13 protein-coding genes are annotated in these 18038 nt (G+C 39.4%); 11 read left to right on the top strand and 2 right to left on the bottom strand.

Translation table 11 applies throughout. The annotated features are described in order from the left end of the window. Positions 1-25 precede the first annotated feature (25 nt). Positions 26-478, top strand: coding sequence for a PA2169 family four-helix-bundle protein (locus tag R2Q78_RS19810; protein ID WP_316794293.1), 453 nt, complete (start codon positions 26-28; stop codon positions 476-478). A gap of 244 nt (positions 479-722) precedes the next feature. On the opposite strand, the gene R2Q78_RS19805 is transcribed toward R2Q78_RS19810, so the two are convergent. Both R2Q78_RS19805 and R2Q78_RS19800 read right to left on the bottom strand, forming a co-directional pair. Next, on the bottom strand, positions 723-1121 hold the full coding sequence (locus R2Q78_RS19805) for a hypothetical protein (RefSeq protein WP_316794292.1): 399 nt from the start codon (positions 1119-1121) through the stop codon (positions 723-725). Between the two features lie 82 nt (positions 1122-1203). After that, positions 1204-1785, bottom strand: coding sequence for a DoxX family membrane protein (locus tag R2Q78_RS19800; RefSeq protein ID WP_316794291.1), 582 nt, complete (start codon positions 1783-1785; stop codon positions 1204-1206). A 168-nt stretch (positions 1786-1953) separates the two neighbouring features. Here R2Q78_RS19800 and R2Q78_RS19795 point away from each other — a divergent pair, with 168 nt between their 5' ends. The 10 genes from R2Q78_RS19795 (at position 1954) to R2Q78_RS19750 (ending at position 17783) form a co-directional block, all read left to right on the top strand. Then, positions 1954-2529 (top strand): RNA polymerase sigma-70 factor, encoded by a 576-nt coding sequence (locus R2Q78_RS19795; RefSeq protein ID WP_316794290.1) that lies wholly within the window; start codon positions 1954-1956, stop codon positions 2527-2529. A gap of 139 nt (positions 2530-2668) precedes the next feature. Further along, entirely contained in the window at positions 2669-3781 is a 1113-nt protein-coding gene (locus tag R2Q78_RS19790; RefSeq protein WP_316794289.1) for a FecR family protein, read from the top strand. Between the two features lie 98 nt (positions 3782-3879). Beyond that, positions 3880-7386: a TonB-dependent receptor gene (locus R2Q78_RS19785; protein WP_316794288.1), complete on the top strand. Its 3507-nt coding sequence runs from the start codon at positions 3880-3882 to the stop codon at positions 7384-7386. 12 nt (positions 7387-7398) lie between these two features. Further along, on the top strand, positions 7399-9153 hold the full coding sequence (locus tag R2Q78_RS19780; RefSeq protein WP_316794287.1) for a RagB/SusD family nutrient uptake outer membrane protein: 1755 nt from the start codon (positions 7399-7401) through the stop codon (positions 9151-9153). A 23-nt stretch (positions 9154-9176) separates the two neighbouring features. Next, positions 9177-11972, top strand: a complete 2796-nt coding sequence (locus R2Q78_RS19775) for a SusC/RagA family TonB-linked outer membrane protein (protein WP_316794286.1) — start codon at positions 9177-9179, stop codon at positions 11970-11972. Between the two features lie 24 nt (positions 11973-11996). Continuing rightward, entirely contained in the window at positions 11997-13682 is a 1686-nt protein-coding gene (locus R2Q78_RS19770) for a RagB/SusD family nutrient uptake outer membrane protein (RefSeq protein ID WP_316794285.1), read from the top strand. 12 nt (positions 13683-13694) lie between these two features. Further along, complete coding sequence (locus R2Q78_RS19765; RefSeq protein WP_316794284.1) at positions 13695-15119, top strand: Gfo/Idh/MocA family protein; 1425 nt, start codon at positions 13695-13697, stop codon at positions 15117-15119. A gap of 229 nt (positions 15120-15348) precedes the next feature. After that, positions 15349-15780 (top strand): DUF1016 N-terminal domain-containing protein, encoded by a 432-nt coding sequence (locus R2Q78_RS19760; protein WP_316794283.1) that lies wholly within the window; start codon positions 15349-15351, stop codon positions 15778-15780. Between the two features lie 287 nt (positions 15781-16067). Then, complete coding sequence (locus R2Q78_RS19755) at positions 16068-17096, top strand: virulence RhuM family protein (RefSeq protein WP_316794282.1); 1029 nt, start codon at positions 16068-16070, stop codon at positions 17094-17096. 120 nt (positions 17097-17216) lie between these two features. Then, a complete protein-coding gene (locus tag R2Q78_RS19750; protein ID WP_316794281.1) occupies positions 17217-17783 on the top strand; it encodes an RNA polymerase sigma-70 factor in 567 nt (188 codons plus the stop codon). Positions 17784-18038 lie beyond the last annotated feature (255 nt).

Raw genomic sequence — 18038 nt, 5'->3', positions numbered from 1 at the left:
TACTCCTGTTCAAAAACATCAACTTATGAAAACGACAACAATTTTAAATGAACTGATAGAAATTAACAATGATCGTGCGGATGGCTTTCTGAAAGCACTTGCCGATATCAAAGATGAAAATATTGATCTGAAAGGTGTTTTCCAGGAGTATAGTGCTCAGAGCCGTAAGTTCGGTCAGGAGCTAGTTGCTTTGGTGGCTGGTCTGGGAGGTGAAGCGGAGACTGGCAACACTGTTGCGGGTACCTTGCACCGGGCCTGGATCGATGTGAAATCTTTGTTTGGCGGTGATGACCGTGAGAGTATATTAAACGAAGCTGAGCGTGGTGAAGATGCGGCAAAAGCTGCATACAAGCTGGCTCTGGAGAAAGGTGAGCTAAGCGGGGAGGCGTTATCCCTTGTCAACAGCCAGGCGCAGGAAATTACTGCTGCACATGATGTGATTAAAGCGTTACGTGATGCCGCGAAAATCATCAATTAGTATTTGATCATTTAAGTATATAATATATAATAGGGTGTCTAAAAAGGTATATTTTGCTATTATTCTGTTCCCCGTCATCCTGAATTTATTTCAGGATCCCGTTTGAGCAGGTTTTTGAATAGCGTGTCCAGGATCCTGAAATAAATTCAGGATGACGAACGTACCTTTTTGGACAGCCTTTTAAAAAAAAAAAATCTCTGGTGTGCTGCTAACCGCTTTCATTTTCAAAATTGATTAATGATAATTAAGGCAAATCGAAAGCGAAGCTATACTTTAGCTTTCTTCCGCTCAAAATATACTCAGAAACCACTTTTCCATCAACAAGGATTTTATATTCGCCTTTAGATTTACGCTCAGCAGTGGCAAAAGTTTTAAGCTGAACATGGGTCCCTGATTTTAAGGTAACACTTTTCTCCCAGGCGCCACTTACTTCTTTTAATTCCGTTTCTTTTCCACTTTCATTGGAATAAGCTACATCAGCTTTTAAACCATCACTAAAGCTGGCCTGGTAAACAACAAGGTAACTTTCTTTTTTAGGAACATCTAGTTTACCTTTCGACATGGTATAAAGCACCGTCGGGAACTGAATCGAACAACTGCTCAGCATGAGTAAGAGCACAAAACAATAGAAAATATTTTTCATTTGATAGGGTTTAGATCAAGATGACGAGTGCGATTGAATAAAGGTTGCAAGCTATGAAGAGATTGTATTCTTCTGGTGAGCACTATCTCAGGCCCTGCTTGATGAAATGTATGATTCCGATGGGGATCGCCCCGATCATTTCGAGGATTGCACCGAAAACTGGCAGTAGCAAATATGCCCACCAGGGATACTGAAATCTGGTGGTAGTGGTTATAAAGTTACGGAGTGCCGGAATTACTTTATCTCTGTGATGCCATAAGATTAAAAAAGTAAGCAGCAGGTAGAACGGAAGTCTGATGGTAAAAGGTGTGTAAAGCCCCATAAAGGTCATATCCCACACCAGGATATTGAGCCAGAGCGGAATGGCCATAAAGGCACCGAGAATCACTGTCCTGTTGTAGATCAGTAAAGCCGCGGTAATTAACTGGGCGATACCGACGAAGGATTTGAAGGGTTCATGATCTGCCAGGTACCAGGACAAATTAAACAACCCCACGTCTTTAAGCTTCAGTTCCATCGTTGCATCGGTCACTCCAAACTGTCCGTCAATTATTTTGGAGTATCCGTATTGCATCAAGATGATGGCCAGCCAGATTCGGGCAATCAGGATAAAATAATCCCAAAGCAGTGCTTTAGAAAGTTTTGGAGTATTGGTGTCGGTCATGATAAGTTGTTAAATCTGGGTAAATGCCTCTTCAGTAAAGTTAATCTAAAGATGTTAATGTTCAATCGTGGACTGTTCAATAAGCATATAAAAGTTCAGAGAATATTAACTATAATTGTTCAGTTAAAATTAGCAACTGGTTGCATAAATCGTTAGTAGATCCTAGAAATGTTGAATTATAGTACATATAATGACCAGCAGTTGTTGGAACTTCTGAAAACAGGAGATAAGCGTGCTTATGCAGAAATATACAACAGGTATAAAAAACTATTGTATGCGTTTGCACTAAAGCGATTGGATAATGAACAGGAAGTTGAAGATATTCTTCACGAATTGTTCCTTTCGGTTTGGAACAAGCGCGAACAATTTGGCGAACAAACCCTGCTTGCCGCGTACCTGTATAACGGAGTTCGGTACCAGATTATTAATATTTTTTCTCGACAAAAACTTGCTGGTCGTTATCTGGATTCATTTAATCAGTATCTTCGACAAGAGCTAACTATCGACGAGACGGATCATCTCATACGTCACAAGGAACTTTCAGGACTAATAGAAAAGGAAATTGCTGCTCTACCAACAAAAATGCGAGAAGTATTTCAAATGAGCAGGCAGATCGGTTGCACCAGAAAAGAAATTGCTGAACAACTTGGTCTTTCAGAGGAAACCGTTAAAAGCCATATGCATCATGCGCTTAAAATCCTAAAAGTTAAGCTCGGAACGATGACAGTGTTACTGTTTATGTAATCTCTTTACATTCAGTTGAAATTTAATTTTCTGTAAAACAGTCAGTTAGAAAATTGTTGAAATTAATTTTAACAATTTATTAACCCCTAAGCCATCGTTCATTGACTATGTTGTGTATTAACGCGTACGAATAAATAGTATGAACGAAAAAGAATTTACTAAACTACTTGAAAGGTATAGCAAAGGGGAATGTACTGGCTCTGAAAAGTCACAGATAGAAAACTGGCTAACCTTTGGACATTTTGGAGGGCGAACGCTATCAGAACAACAATTGGACAATCGGCTTGATAAGCTAGCAAGAAGATTACAGTTACATCAAAAGCCATATAAGCTTTGGCTACGTTTGGCTGGAGCTGCGGCAATTTTGATCGTTATGGGTACGTGGTTATCGTATTATCAAATAAAAACCTCAGAAAAAAAACAGGAACCATTAGTAAAATATGTACAGGACGTTTTGCCCGGAAAAGTGGGTGCTACGCTAACACTTGCTAACGGGAAGAAAATCAGGCTGTCTGATGCTGTCAACGGTGAGTTGGTAAAGGAGTCTGGTATAGTTGTAAGTAAGTCTTCTGATGGACAACTGATTTATGAATTCAAGGGGCAAGATACCGACCCTAATCAGATTCATACGCTCTCAACAGGTAGGGGAGAAACTTACAACCTGCGTTTGCCTGATGGATCTTTAGTGTATTTAAATGCCGGTTCCAGTCTTACTTACGCTGCTTCTTTAATAGAGCATGGTAAACGTGTGGTTAGACTTCAGGGAGAAGGCTATTTTGAAATTAACAAAGATAAAAAGCATCCTTTTGTTGTGCAAACAGGTAAGCATGAAGTGGAAGTATTGGGCACACATTTTAATGTCATGTCATATCCGGACGAGCCAGGTATAAAAACGACCTTACTGGAAGGACGCGTGAAGGTAAGTAAAGAGGGGGCTTCAGCTATTTTAGCCCAAGGTCAGGAGTCTGTGTATAATGGAACCAGTTTTAGTGTCAAAAAAGTTAATGCAGAAGATGCAATCGCCTGGAAAAATGGGTTTTTCTTATTTGACGATAACGATGTTGAAATGGCAATGAGGAAGATTGCCCTTTGGTATGATGTCGAAGTTATTTATCAGGGTAAGTTTAAAGAACTTTATGTAGGTGGAAGAATTTCGCGTACTAAAACTTTGAAAGAACTCATTCAAATATTAGAATCAACAAAAAAAATCAAAATAAAACTAGAAGGGAGGGTGCTGACTGTTATGCAATAATATCTACTTAAGAACAAACAAGATAACAAAACTAACGAACCAAATGCGATAATTGGCAGACAGCCAACAGATTCGTAATCAACCTAACAATTCAAATTATGAAATTTAACGAACTTAATTCGTTTAGGAAATCCTTTGCGAATCGTAAAATTCTATTGACTACAAAATATACTATAGTTCTTTTAATTATAACCTTTCTTCAAGTAAGCGCCCGCGGTTTTGCACAAAGTGACATCTCTTTATCACTAAAAGAGGTAAGCCTTGAGAAAGCACTGCAGGAAGTGACAAAGCAAAGTGGTTATGATGTGTTTTTCTTTAAGATTGACCTGGGAAAAACAAAGCCGGTAACAATCAATGTGAAAAAGCGTAGTCTCCAGCAAGTACTGGATGATATATTTAAGGATCAACCGATAGAATACACTATAGAATCCAAAACAATTGTTGTTAAAGAAAAGAAAAGACCCTCATTTTTAGCATTTATCGATGTATCAGGTAAGGTTTTGGATGAAAATGGCAAAGGGATTAAAGGTGCCAGTGTGAGGATTAAAGACGGCAATATCATGGTAGCTACCGATGAAACAGGCAATTTTGCTTTAAAAAATATACCTGAAAATTCAATCCTTATTATATCCTATATCGGATATAGCAGGCAAGAAATAAAGGTGCTGGACAAGAATATCACCATCAGGCTGGTGCCTGAAAACAATGAGTTGAACGAGGTAGTGGTAGTCGGCTACGGTTCCAAATCTAAAAGAGATTTGATTTCTTCTGTTTCGACTGTAAAACGCGAAGATCTTTTAAAAACCCCTTCTTCAAATATATCTACTATGCTCCAGGGCAAAGTAAGCGGCTTTAGTTCGCAACAGCGCAGCGGCCAGCCGGGGCAAGATAATGCCCAGTTTTTTATCCGTGGTCTTGCCACTGAAGCCGGATCAGGAACTCAAACTCCTCTGATTATAATTGATGACGTGCAAGCTGATTATAACCAGTTCTCACGTATCAATCCTAGTGACGTGGAAACGGTCAGTATTTTGAAAGATGCAGCAGCAACTGCTATTTACGGTATCCAGGGTGCCAATGGCGTCGTATTGGTTACCACTCGCAGAGGTAAATTGGGCATTGCAAAAATAGACTTGCGTTCGCAGCTTAGCATCCAGCAATCTATTCGCCCCTTAAAATACCTCGATTCCTATCAGACATCAACTTTATGGAACGAGATGGTTGATAATGAGTTCAAGTACAAAGGGAATAATGCCACACAAAAATATAAATTCACTGATGCAGAGATTCAAAAATTTGCCGATGGATCAGATCCCTATGTATATCCAAATGTTGACTGGTATAATACCTTGATTAAGCCAGCTGCCTTGATGAGTACAAATGATTTAAACGTTTCCGGAGGTACTGAACGTATCAAATATCTGATCTCACTGAGTTATTTGTGGCAAAATGGGGTACTTAAAAATATTGAACCTACCAGTTATTATGGTCCACAGGAGTCTGTAAATAACAATTATTATTATAAGCGCTATAATTTTCGGTCAAATCTGGACATTAAAGCCACCAACAGCCTTGATTTTAAACTAGATCTGAGTGGTTATTCTGATGAAAGAAATCAGCCTGCCAGTTCAGGCAATGTTTTCGATGCTATCGGAATGTTTAGAAACCTTCCAAGCTGGGTATCTGCAGTTACCAATCCTGATGGTTCCTATGCGGTAGCCAATACCACCCTTCGTCCCTGGGCAAGGGATCCGAATGTAAACCCTAACAGTGTGATTGGCCAGTATGCTCTGGGCGGTTATTCCAGAGCTTTTGGCAGCCAATTGTCGATCAACTTAAGTGGAGTCCAAAAGCTGGATCAGTTGATCCCAGGGCTGAGTGTGAAAGGTTTAGCAGGTTACACCAATTACAATGGATCTTCCAGGGCTTTAACGAGAGGTGACTTTCCTTCATTTCAATATTATACCAATGCAAGTGGAAATGGTGTTTATATCCCAAGGGTAGCCAATACCTATCGTATTTCTCCTTATTCATTAAGTGTTAGTAATTTAAGCGTGACTCCTTTAAACCGATTAACAATGCAGGGCAGTCTCAACTATGTCCGCTCTTTCGGAAAGCACAATGTTGGCGGATTGCTGTTATACAATCGGAGTTCGCAGATTACTGCTTCAAATGATCAAAATAATATGTTGCCGGATAAATTTCAGGGTTATACCGGACGTTTCAATTATGATTATGATCACAAATATTTGTTGGAGCTATCGGGTGCTTACAATGGTACCGACAGATTTAATGAAAAATTTGGCTTTTTCCCTTCGGTAGCATTAGGCTATAACATTGCAGAAGAGCAATTTTTCAAGAATGCACTTCCTGTAGTCAATACCTTGAAGTTAAGAGGTTCTTACGGAATAGTGGGTACTGCTGATTTGGGTGGCTTTAGATATTTGTATTTAGAGACATTCAATATCGTAACCGGAGTAAATTCATATAATTTTGGTGAACAGAATGTTAACATTTCCGGTATTACAGAAGGTACACTAGCTAATCCAGATGTAACCTGGCAAAAAGAAAGAAAGGCTGATGTTGGTATCGAATTTGGGATTTTTAAAAATACCCTAACCGGATCCTTAACAGGCTTTAGTAACGAACGTTATGACATCTTATACAACCGCCAGACCATACCTCTATATGCTGGTATCGGAACCCCTCCGCCACAAAATTTAGGACGCATTTCCAATAAGGGAATTGAAATAGAGCTTGCTTATAAAGGAAAAGTGGGTGAAGTAGGTTATAATATAGGCGCGATGTATTCGTATGCAAAGAATAAAATCCTGGAAAAAGACGAAGCACCTAAGCTTTATCCGTGGTTGGTACAAACAGGAAGGTCTATTGGGGTAGAGCAAATGTATTTTTTTGATGGCTTTTATTCGGTAGAGGAGGCCGCTAAAATTAAAGAAGAAACAGCTGCGCTTGCGGCCAAAACAATAACCAAAAGAACTATAGCTACTCCTGTACAAGCGTTTGATCCCATTGCAGGTATGCTAAAATATAGGGATTTAAATGACGACGGTGTCATCAATACTAATGACCTCGCATACAGCGGTTATTCAAATCTACCAAGTACAAATGTGAGCTTAAACCTGGGTGTTAGCTATAAAAACTTTGCTGTAAGTGCGCTGTTTGTTGGTGCGTTCAACTTTAATTATCGTATTAGTAATGCCGGAGGAGATTCCTTTTGGTCTAATCCGACCACTTTAACTTTGGGCCGGTGGACTCCGGAAACTGCAGCTAGCGCAACCAACCCGATTTTATTGTATGGACACGATTATCAAAGTTCTACACAAAATTCGTCTTTTTGGTCTGAAAAGAGCTATTACATCAGACTGCGTTCCGTTGATTTTTCATACACTTTCGATAATACATTTGCCAAAAGAATTGGGCTATCTAATTTGCGGCTTATTGCAAATGCAAGTAACCTGTTTACAAAAAGCAATGTGTATAAAAAATATGGATTGGATCCGGAAAGTACGGCAACAGGGACCTCTGGCTTAGGAGCTTATCCAATGCAACGTTTATTTAATATTGGTTTAAATGCTTCATTCTAAAAAAATACTTACATGAAATATTTTTATATCAAAACATTATGTTTTATAGCAATTGTTGGCATTTTTAGTAGCAGTTGTAAAAAAGGAAATTTCCTGGACCCGGTAAATTTGGGTCTGGATACAAAAGCGGTCTTTACCGATAGTGTGCGTACTATGCAATATCTGGCTAGTATTTACAACGTGTTGGATGTAAATATTCCCAACGGAAGGTATGATGCCAATAGCTTTGGAGTCCCTACCGGCCAGTTAAGCGATGAGTCGGTGTCAAAATGGTCTGACGGAATTTTTCCGGGCTATGTATCGTCAAACACCTATAATTCGGCTTTTCGGACTCAAACTACAAATAACTGGACCACGCATTACGGAAAAATCCGCGCTGTTAATATTTTGTTAAAAGAGATTGAGGCAGGTCCGCTAAACATCGCAACAAAAAACAGAATAAAATTTGAAGCGCGGTTTTTGAGAGCTTTTTATTATGCAACATTATTAAAGTTTTACGGAGGTGTACCTTTAGTGGGCGATGAAGTAAAACCCGCAGATACTCCTTTTGATATTCTTCGCGGAACTTATGCAGATGGAGTAAACTACGTAGTTTCAGAGCTGGATGCTATCGCACCCGGCTTACCTTTAGAATACACAGGAATTGATTACGGACGCATTACAAGGGGTGCTGCGCTGGCCCTAAAAGCTAAAATATTGTTGTATGCAGCGAGCCCTTTCTTTAACGGGGGTGGAGAAACAACCAATCCTAACCAAATCGGGATTATAGGCTATCCAAACAATGATCCTGCCCGTTGGCAGAAGGCAATGGATGCTGCAAAAGCCGTAATAAGCCTGAATAAATATAGCCTGGTTACAGGGCCAAAAGGCATTGGTTTTTACCAGTTGTTTTTACAACGTGTTAACACGGAGTATATTCTGCCATTAATGCAGGCTCCAAATACTTTTATTGAGCAATTTGGATTGCCACCGTCAAGAAATAGTGGTATCGGTGGTACTTTTGGAATGCTGGAGATGCCAACGCAGAATTTGGTAGATCGTTTTACAACTATTGATGGTAAGCCTGCGGTTGCCGGCAATCCTTTATACAATCCAAATGAGCCTTACAGAAGAAGAGACCCTCGTTTTTATCACAGCATTATTTTTAATGGCGCTAAATACACAAACAGAACTGCAGGATATTCAGAGGTATTTACTTATTTCGGGGCAGCTGAAGACGGCTTTGTACCTGAGTTGGGTACCAACGGTACAAAAACGGGCTATTTCAACCGTAAAATGTGCGATTCAACTGTTACTGCAAACGGGGTTGGTTCAAACACAAACAGGGTTTTTCCAATCATCAGGTTTGCCGATATTAAATTAATGTACGCAGAGGCAGCTAACGAAACGGGACAACCTGACATTGCACTTCAGGAATTAAAAGATATCAGGGATCGTGCGGGGATTTTGCCGGGTAATGATGGAAACTATGGACTTCCTGTTTCTCCTACAAAAGACGAGCTACGAATCATTATTCAGGATGAACGAATGGTTGAGCTTGCTTTTGAAAATCAGCGGTTTTGGGATATTAAACGTTGGAATTTAGGAAAAGTATTGATCAATGGTCCGTTGACCTCAATGAGAGTTAACAAAGTGGGCACTTCATATACCTATGAACGCAGAAGTTTAGCAACAGTAAGAAGATTTACTGTTCAAAGTCAACTATGGCCAATTCCACAGCGAGAATTAGATAATAATTTCAATTTCCAACAAAATCCAGGATGGTAATTCTGGCTTAATCAATTAGAAAAATGGCAAAAGATATATATATCAAGAAGGGTGTATTGATAACGATTTTACTGTTTGCAGCAAATACCATGTATGCACAACAGCAAACCAGTCAAGAAAAGCCCCAGACAGACACCGCTAAGGTTTACCGCCTTCCCAATAAGTCATTGTCCTATCCGGTACTTTATGGGCAGGAAGTGAAAGATGAACACAACATTAGCTCATTGGGTTATTTAAAAGGCAAAGAATTGGAGACCACTCCATCTACCTTTATTTACTACCCTTTAACAGGCAGAATAGCAGGATTGGCAACCTTTCAGAGTTCCGGTATTCCGGGCGCTGACAATGTAACTTTTAATATCCGTGGACGCTCTTCTCCAATTGTATTGGTTGATGGTGTCGTGCGTCCATTATCGTCTATCAATCCCGAACAAATAGAATCGGTTACGATTTTAAAAGATGCACTATCATTGGTTACCTTAGGACAAAGAAGCATGAACAATGCTGTGCTATTTACCACTAAAAAAGGAAACCGTGGCGCTGATTATTTTAATTTCAATGTAAAAGCACAATACGGCGTACAATCTCCGGTAAGCAAAAGAGCATTTTTAAATGCATATGATTATGCTACACTTTACAACGAAGGTTTGGGGAATGAGGGGCAGAACCCTTTATACAGTCAACAGGCATTAAATGCTTATAAAAACCAGACCAATCCATTCTTATATCCTGATGTAGACTGGCGCAAGCAACTATATAAGAAAAATGCCGGGTTTAATCGTTACACCCTTAATGCAGAGGGTAGGGCGAAGTCAGCCGGATATTTTGTCTCTCTGGATTATTTGGATCAAAAGGGATTGTTAAACGAATCTGCCAACAACCTGTATTCGACAAATACCAATTACAAGCGTTACATTTTTCGTTCTAATATAAATCTAGACGTTACTAAAGATTTGGCTGTGTTTCTGAATATTTTCGGCCGTATAAATACAGGTAGTAATCCAGGAAACGGTGACACGAATGGTATACTTAATGAAATAAATAATACCCCTAATAATGCCTACCCAGTATTTAATCCAAATGGAAGCCTGGGTGGAAATTCAAATTATACCAATAATCTTTGGGGGAGATCGACAAGCTCAGGTTATTCTCAATCGTTAGAAAGAGAAGGTTATTTTGATACAGGATTTAAATATAATTTAAATTCCCTGGTAGAAGGCTTATGGCTAAGCAGTAAGGTTTCTTACAGCAATAATGTTTTGCTAAACACCAACAGGAGTAAAGCTTTTGAGGTTTTTAATTATAGTGAAAGTACGCCTGGCACACCTTCATATACACAGCTAACGACCAATACCACTCAAGTCAATACCACAGCCGTAAATGATTACAGTCAGCAGTTTTACGCTGAGGCAGCCATAGGTTACAGCCAAAAGTTTGGTAAGGAAGAAATCAGCACTTTTATCAATGCTAATCTCGATAGTCGGAGGGAATTCGATAATGGTCAATTACCCAATCGTTTCAAGACCCTTGCGGGTAGTTTTAAATTTATCCATGATGATAAATATATAGCTGAGGTTGCGGCATCATATGCAGGTAACGATTATTATCTGAGTGGAAAAAAGGCAGGGTTTTTCCCGGCGGCCGGGCTCGGATGGAATTTGCATAAGGAAGGCTTTATGCAATCTCTTAAATTTTTTAACACACTTAAAATCAGAGGTTCTTATGGCCTTACCGCCAATTCTGAATCTGGATACTATACCTATCAAAGAACTTATATTGGCGCCAATGGCTACGTATTTAATAACACTACTGCAGGGGGTATCGGCGAGGGGCCTTTGCCTTACGTAAGAACTTATGCAGAGGCTTTAAAGGCGAATATCGGGCTTGATATGACTTTTGCTGCCGGCCGTGGTTGGTTTGCTGTAGATTATTTTAATAATAAGCAAAGTAATTTGTTAGGGCAAATTCCGCAAGGATCAGATTTGCTTGGAATGAATTACCCACAAGGTAATATAGGAAAGAACACGTATACTGGCTATGAGTTTAATTTAGGATGGACAGATCAAATAGGTGGTCGTTTTAAATACGAGGTGTCAGCTAATTTGACAACACTTAACGGAACTGTTACCGAAAATGGCGAAGCGGCACAACCTTTTTCGTGGCTACAGAGAAACGGACAAAATGTAAACCAGATTTACGGATACATTGCAGATGGCTTTGTAACCGCGGCTGGACAAGGACCGGTAGTAGCAGGTTATCAATCTATTGCAGGCGATGTAAAGTATAAGGATCTAGATGGCAATGGCTATATTGACCAAAACGACGTTACTGCGATCGGCAATGATAAACCGATTGTGTTTTATGGGTTGAATACCCAATTGAGCTACGACCGTTTTTATCTTTCTTTCCTGTTTCAAGGAATGCAAAATTCTCAAGTAGTTATCGGTGGAAATACGGTTCTTCCATTTACTAACGGCGGCAAGGGGCAAGCTTATCCGCATAACCTGGAAAGATGGACGCCAGAAACAGCCGCTACTGCAAGTTTTCCAAGAATTAGCATAGGCAACAATTTAAATAATTATGCAACTTCCAGTTTATGGGTTCGCAACACGAATTTTATACGGCTGAAAAACCTGGAAATTGGGTACAACCTTAGCAATAAGATTTTGGAAAAAGCAAAGATCAGGAACATCCGGTTGTTTGCAAACGGCGTGAATTTGTTTACAATATCACCATTTAAGTTTGGGGATCCTGAGATGCCCGCTACAGACTATAGTTTGCAAAAAGTTATCAATACAGGTTTATCTGTTACTTTTTAATGGTCCACTAATTCGAAAATTGAAATGAAAAAAATACACATATCAACATATTTAAGTTGTGCATTCCTCGGGATGGCAATACTAACCAGTTGCCAGAAATATGAAGCTGAACCACTAAATATTACTAAACCCAGTGATGTTTACGACCCGCTTGATTCAGCAGGCGTACTATTGCAGCAAAGGGTGAATAATCTATATTCCACGTTGCCTCAAGGTTTTAACCGCCTAAGCGGTACATTGCCATTAGACGCAGCAACCGATGATGCTATCGCTACTCTGCCCGGACAGAACACAGAGCTATTGTCTAAATCGTTGCTTACCGCTGGTGTTACAAATCCAGATGAGTACTGGAAAAAGGGCTATGCCGCTATTCGTAATGCCAATGATTATTTCGCTTACGAGAACAAGGTGCCGGCCGTGGTGGCGAGCACAACTGCCCTTACCATAGCCAGAAAAGAACAGTTTAAGACAGAAGTTCGCTTTATCAGAGCCATGCAGTACTTCGAGTTGATTAAACGATATGGCGGCGTGCCGCTAATTGGAAATGCGATTTTTGATGATCAGCACCCAATCAACGTACCCCGAAACACTTACCAGGAATGTGTAGATTATATCGTTTCTGAATGTGATGCGCTGATAACCGGTAATAATTTTCCAACTGGCGCAGCATTTGTTGTAGGCCGAGTGACCAAAAATGCTGTTTTAGCCTTAAAAGCCAGGGTATTACTGTACGCTGCCAGCCCTTTAAACAATGTCAGCAACGATGCAGTTAAATGGCAAGCCGCCGCCGATGCTTCAAAAGTACTTTTAGGTGCCATTACCGAAGCAAATCTATATTCGTTATTAGAGGCCAGTTATAACAATGCCTTTCTTGTCCGTACCAGTAAAGAGTTGATCTTTGGTTTTCATTTGGCCAATAATACCAGCTTAGAGCTGCAATTATCGCCGGTAGGTTATGTTTTTCCCGGGCAGATCAGCACAGGGAATGTAAGCCCAACCCAGGACCTGGTGGATGCTTTTCCCAACCTGGATGGATCAGCATATGTTGCTGGTACCGCCACTCAGAATCCCTATACCAACCGTGATCCGCGTTTGGCATTAACTGTATTTTATAACGGCTTGCCATGGTTAAACAGACCTGTAGAAACTTTTATAGGCGGAAAGGATAACCTGGAAGGGCAAGTCGGAACGACAAGAACCGGATATTATCAAAGGAAATTTTTAGGTAATTTAAATACAGCGCTGAGCTTTAGTGCCCAAACACGTACCTGGCCAATTTTTAGAACTGCCGGGATTATGTTGGATTACGCAGAAGCGGTTAATGAGGCAGGCAACCAAAACGATGCATATGCAGTATTGAAAACAATTAGAAAAAGAGCCGGTATTACTGCAGGAACAAATGGAATGTATGGGTTGGCTATTGGAATGAATACTTCAGATATGCGGACGGCTATCAGATTAGAACGCAGAATTGAATTGGCTTTTGAGGAACAACGCTTTTGGGATGTCCGCAGATGGAAAATTGGGGGGGTGGTTGCCAATAAAAATCTTACAGGCATCCGCATTGTCAAAAATCCAGATGCTACATTAACTTATACCCGTTTTGTAGCTGATAAGATTTCGTTCAGCAGTGACAAATACAATCTTTACCCTATCCCGTTTAATGAGATTTTAGCAAATCCTGCCGTTAAGCAAAACGTTGGGTATTAAAAAAATGTAGATATGAAAGCAAACAGAAGAAAATTCCTTCAACAACTGGCCGTTGGATCAGGGGCACTGACACTAGGATTGCCTGATTTTGTTAAGGCGAACGATGGTGAAGAGACCATTTCGGACTCTTTTAACGGCTATGGTTCAGCACCCAGATTTAATATGAGCGGTTACGCAGCGCCAAAGATTGACAAGGTGAAGATAGGTATCATTGGATTGGGAATGAGGGGGCCAGGTGCAGTAAACCGATTGTCTAATATTGAAGGTGTTGAGATTAAAGCACTTTGTGATAAATTACCAGAAAGAGCTACCGCAGCACAAAGGTATTTGGTAAACAAGGGGTTGCCAAAAGCCGCTGAATATTCGGGAGAGAACGGCTGGAAGACGATGATCGACAAAGAAGGGCTCGATCTTGTCTACACCTGCACGCCCTGGGATTTGCATACGCCAATTGCCGTTTACGCCATGGAAAGTGGATGTCACGTCGCTACAGAAGTCCCGGCTGCATTAACGATAGAAAATTGCTGGAAATTAGTAGATACTTCAGAAAGAACACGAAAGCATTGTATGATGCTGGAAAACTGCTGCTATGACTTTTTCGAGATGCTTACTTTAAATATGGTTCGCAATGGTATGTTTGGTGAGCTGATTCATGCAGAGGGTGCTTATAACCACGATTTATTAAGCCTTAATTTCAACAAAAAGGGATATCAGGATATGTGGCGGTTAAAGAAGAATATCAATTTTAATGGAAATTTATATCCTACCCATGGTCTGGGGCCGATTGCTCAATGTATGAACATCAACAGGGGAGATAGAATGGATTATCTGGTTTCTGTTTCCTCCAATGATTTTCTAATGGGTGCAGAAGCAGAAAAACGAGCGCAAAAAGATGAATTCTATAAACAATTTGCGGGCAAAAACTATCGTGGAAATATGAATGTTACGACCATTAAAACGGTTAAAGGGAAAACCATGATGTTGCAACACGATGTGACAACACCAAGACCATATTCCAGGATTCATTTATTGAGTGGTACAAAAGCTTTCGCCAGCAAATATCCTGAACCAGAACGTATCGCGTTTGGAGAGAGATGGGTAAAAGAAGCAGAGCTCAAAAAATTGTATGATACATACAGCCCTCCCATCATCAAACATGTTGGCGAGATTGCGAAGAAAGTAGGCGGCCACGGTGGAATGGACTTTATTATGGACTGGCGTTTGATTGACTGTCTACGAAATGGATTGCCACTGGATCAGGACGTTTATGATGCTGCGGCATGGAGCTGTATAGTTCCGTTAAGTGGAAAATCTGTAGCTAAAAAATCGACTAGTATTGATATTCCTGATTTTACGAGAGGAGCCTGGGCAAGTAACAAGCCTGTAAACCTTACACTGGATGGTGGCGGCAATACTTTAATAAGAGGTCAAAAATAACCTATAAGGTTTTATCAAACCAGTTGTAAAAGCTCCGGATTTATCCGGAGCTTTTTTTTTAATCATTTATATTATTGGATAAATTTACAGTATATTGTATTGATAATCAGTACTTTGTAAGGTATTTATTTTTTGATTTGTGTGTTTTTATATTGGGAATTATAGAGCTTTGCTTGAAGTAAATCTCCCACCATTGGTTGGAGATTTAATTAACTAACATTTAAGCATTATGGAATTAGAAAAACAACAAACACAGTTCATTTTAGAGATTAAAGATAAAGTAAGAAGCGCACAGTATGAAGCGCTGAAAGCGGTTAATACCCAGCTGATCAATTTGTATTGGGAAATTGGAAAGTCGATTACGGAAAAGCAGAAAGATGGTTGGGGGAAAGCGATAGTTCCAAAGCTATCTTTGGAGCTGCAAAAAGAGTTTCCTGGTATGTCAGGGTTTTCGGTAACAAATCTATGGTATATGACACAGTTTTACTCTGAATATTATTTAGTTACAAATCTCCAACCATTGGTTGGAGAAATTAGCTGGAGTAAGCATTTGATCATTTTTTCCAAATGCAAAGACAACCAACAGCGTGAATTCTACATCAAAGCAGAGTTATTTAAATACCCATCCCGTCATCCTGAATTTTTCATTAGTATCTGTTGATTTTGGTATTCAAGAGCACTTCGTGGTTTATTTCAGGATGACGGAGGTACAAGATGGAAGTTATAAAATTTAGAAGATAATGACGGTGTAGTGGCGGTGTAAAATTCAAAATGTTTTTAACGAGGATGTTATTTAATGGTTCTGAAGCAGTATTTAAATCTGTGTGTCGGCTGAATTTATTTTCTTTTAAACAGGCCTTGAAATAGCATTCAGGGCCTGTTTTTTATTTAAGTCCTTGAGTGTTATTTATACACTGCTTTTTTTGGGTGGTTTATTGCAGAAATATTATGGAGCTTTGTATTGTAATTTTATTATACTTTAGAAGTAATATGGCGAATTCGAATATATTAATCTATCAGACTGAAAATGGTGATACTAAGATTGAAACGTGGCTCGAAGATGAGACGGTATGGTTGACCATTGACCAAATGACTCAACTTTTTCAAAAGTCGCGGTCTACTATAAATGAACATATATTAAATATTTTTGAGGAACAGGAATTGGAAGATAAACTGGTTATGAGAAAAATCGGAATTTCCGATTTTTCTACAAAACCGACTAATCATTACAATCTTGATGTAATCATATCAGTTGGTTACCGGGTAAAAAGTCATCAAGGCACTAAGTTTCGGCAATGGGCAACGGCAAGGCTTAGAGAATACATTGTCAAAGGATTTACAATGAATGATGAATTGCTTAAGCAAGCAGGTGGTGGCAACTATTTTGATGAATTGTTAGCCCGTATCCGGGACATTCGTTCTTCTGAAAAAGTTTTTTGGAGAAAGGTGCTGGATATTTATTCGACAAGTATCGACTACGACCCTAAACTTGAAATGTCTGTTTTGTTTTTTCAAACCGTCCAAAATAAAATGCATTGGGCAGCTCATGGACATACCGCCGCCGAAATTATTTATGAGCGAATTGATGCCAGTAAACCAAATTTAGGTCTAACCAATATGAAGGGAAGCCGTCCAACTAAGCAAGAAACTGAAATTGCAAAGAACTACTTGAATGAAACCGAACTTAACTTGCTTAACAGAATGGTGACAGCTTATCTGGAACTTGCGGAATTGCAGGCTCTGAATAGAAAGCCAATGTATATGAAAGACTGGATTGAGCGGTTGGATGATTTCGTAAAGATGACCGGTAATGAGATTCTTCAAAATGCAGGTACTGTTAGTCATAAACAAGCGTTGGAAAGGGCAGGTATAGAATTCGAAAAGTATAAAAAGCAAAACGAGACTGAATTAACGACGGTTGAAAGACATTTTATCGCACAAATAGAAACAGCGAATAAAAAGCTGAAGAAAAAATAAACCAGTCCTTGAGCGTTATTTATACACTGCTTTTTTTTGTGTGGTTTATTGCTAAAATATTATGGAGCTTTGTATTGTAATTGCGTAACTTTAAAGTAACGGGGTAATAACTTATAATTCATGGCTGCTTATAGCACATATACCGATCAGGAACTGTTGTCTTTATTGAAAGAGGGAGACCATGCAGCTTTTAATGAGGTGCATCACCAGTACTATGCTTTGCTGATTCGTTATGCATATAACATTATCAAGGATAAGGAGGCATGTAGTGATTTGGTGCAGGATGTCCTGGTGTGGTTTTGGGAGCACCGTGAGCAACACCAGATGAGCAGCATAAAAGGATACCTGATTATGGCTGTAAAGTATCAGGTTTCTAATGTAATCAGAAAGGGTAAGGTGCGGGAAAATTATGTGCTTTCTGCTTTGAATGCCCCGGGTTATTCATTAAATGAAGAAAGCCTGGAGCTAAAGGAGTTGCAGGCTGTAATCGAAAGTTTTATACAGCAGCTCCCTGATAAATGCGGGGAGATCTTTAGGATGAGCAGAGAAGAGCAGCTGACCAATAAGGAGATAGCGGCTAAACTGGGTATATCGGAAGTTACAGTGGCTGTACAGATCAAACGGGCTTTGGATAAACTAAAAGGTAATCTTGGTAAAATGTATTTCTGGATACATTTCTTTGTTTAATAATAGTAAGTATTAATTCAGTTTTTTGGATTATAAATAAACTTATTGTATTGATTATCCAATATATTGTATTGATAATCAGATAATTGTAAATATTTTTTTTCGAATTTAGTTGGTCTTTTTGCTGGAAAGTGCAGAGCTTTGTGAGCATCTCAAATGATGCTTAAAATAAGCTATGAATAAAATACAAAAAAACTCCTTCCCACTTTTTGAAAGCGTAAAAACCGTGATTACCGAAACCCAGCAGTATGTGGT

Origin of the sequence: Pedobacter frigoris (assembly GCF_032678645.1) — a bacterium.
Classification (GTDB): Bacteria; Bacteroidota; Bacteroidia; order Sphingobacteriales; family Sphingobacteriaceae; genus Pedobacter; species Pedobacter frigoris_A.
Note: the sequence above shows the minus strand (reverse complement) of the source record. Positions and strands in the feature narration are given on the sequence as shown.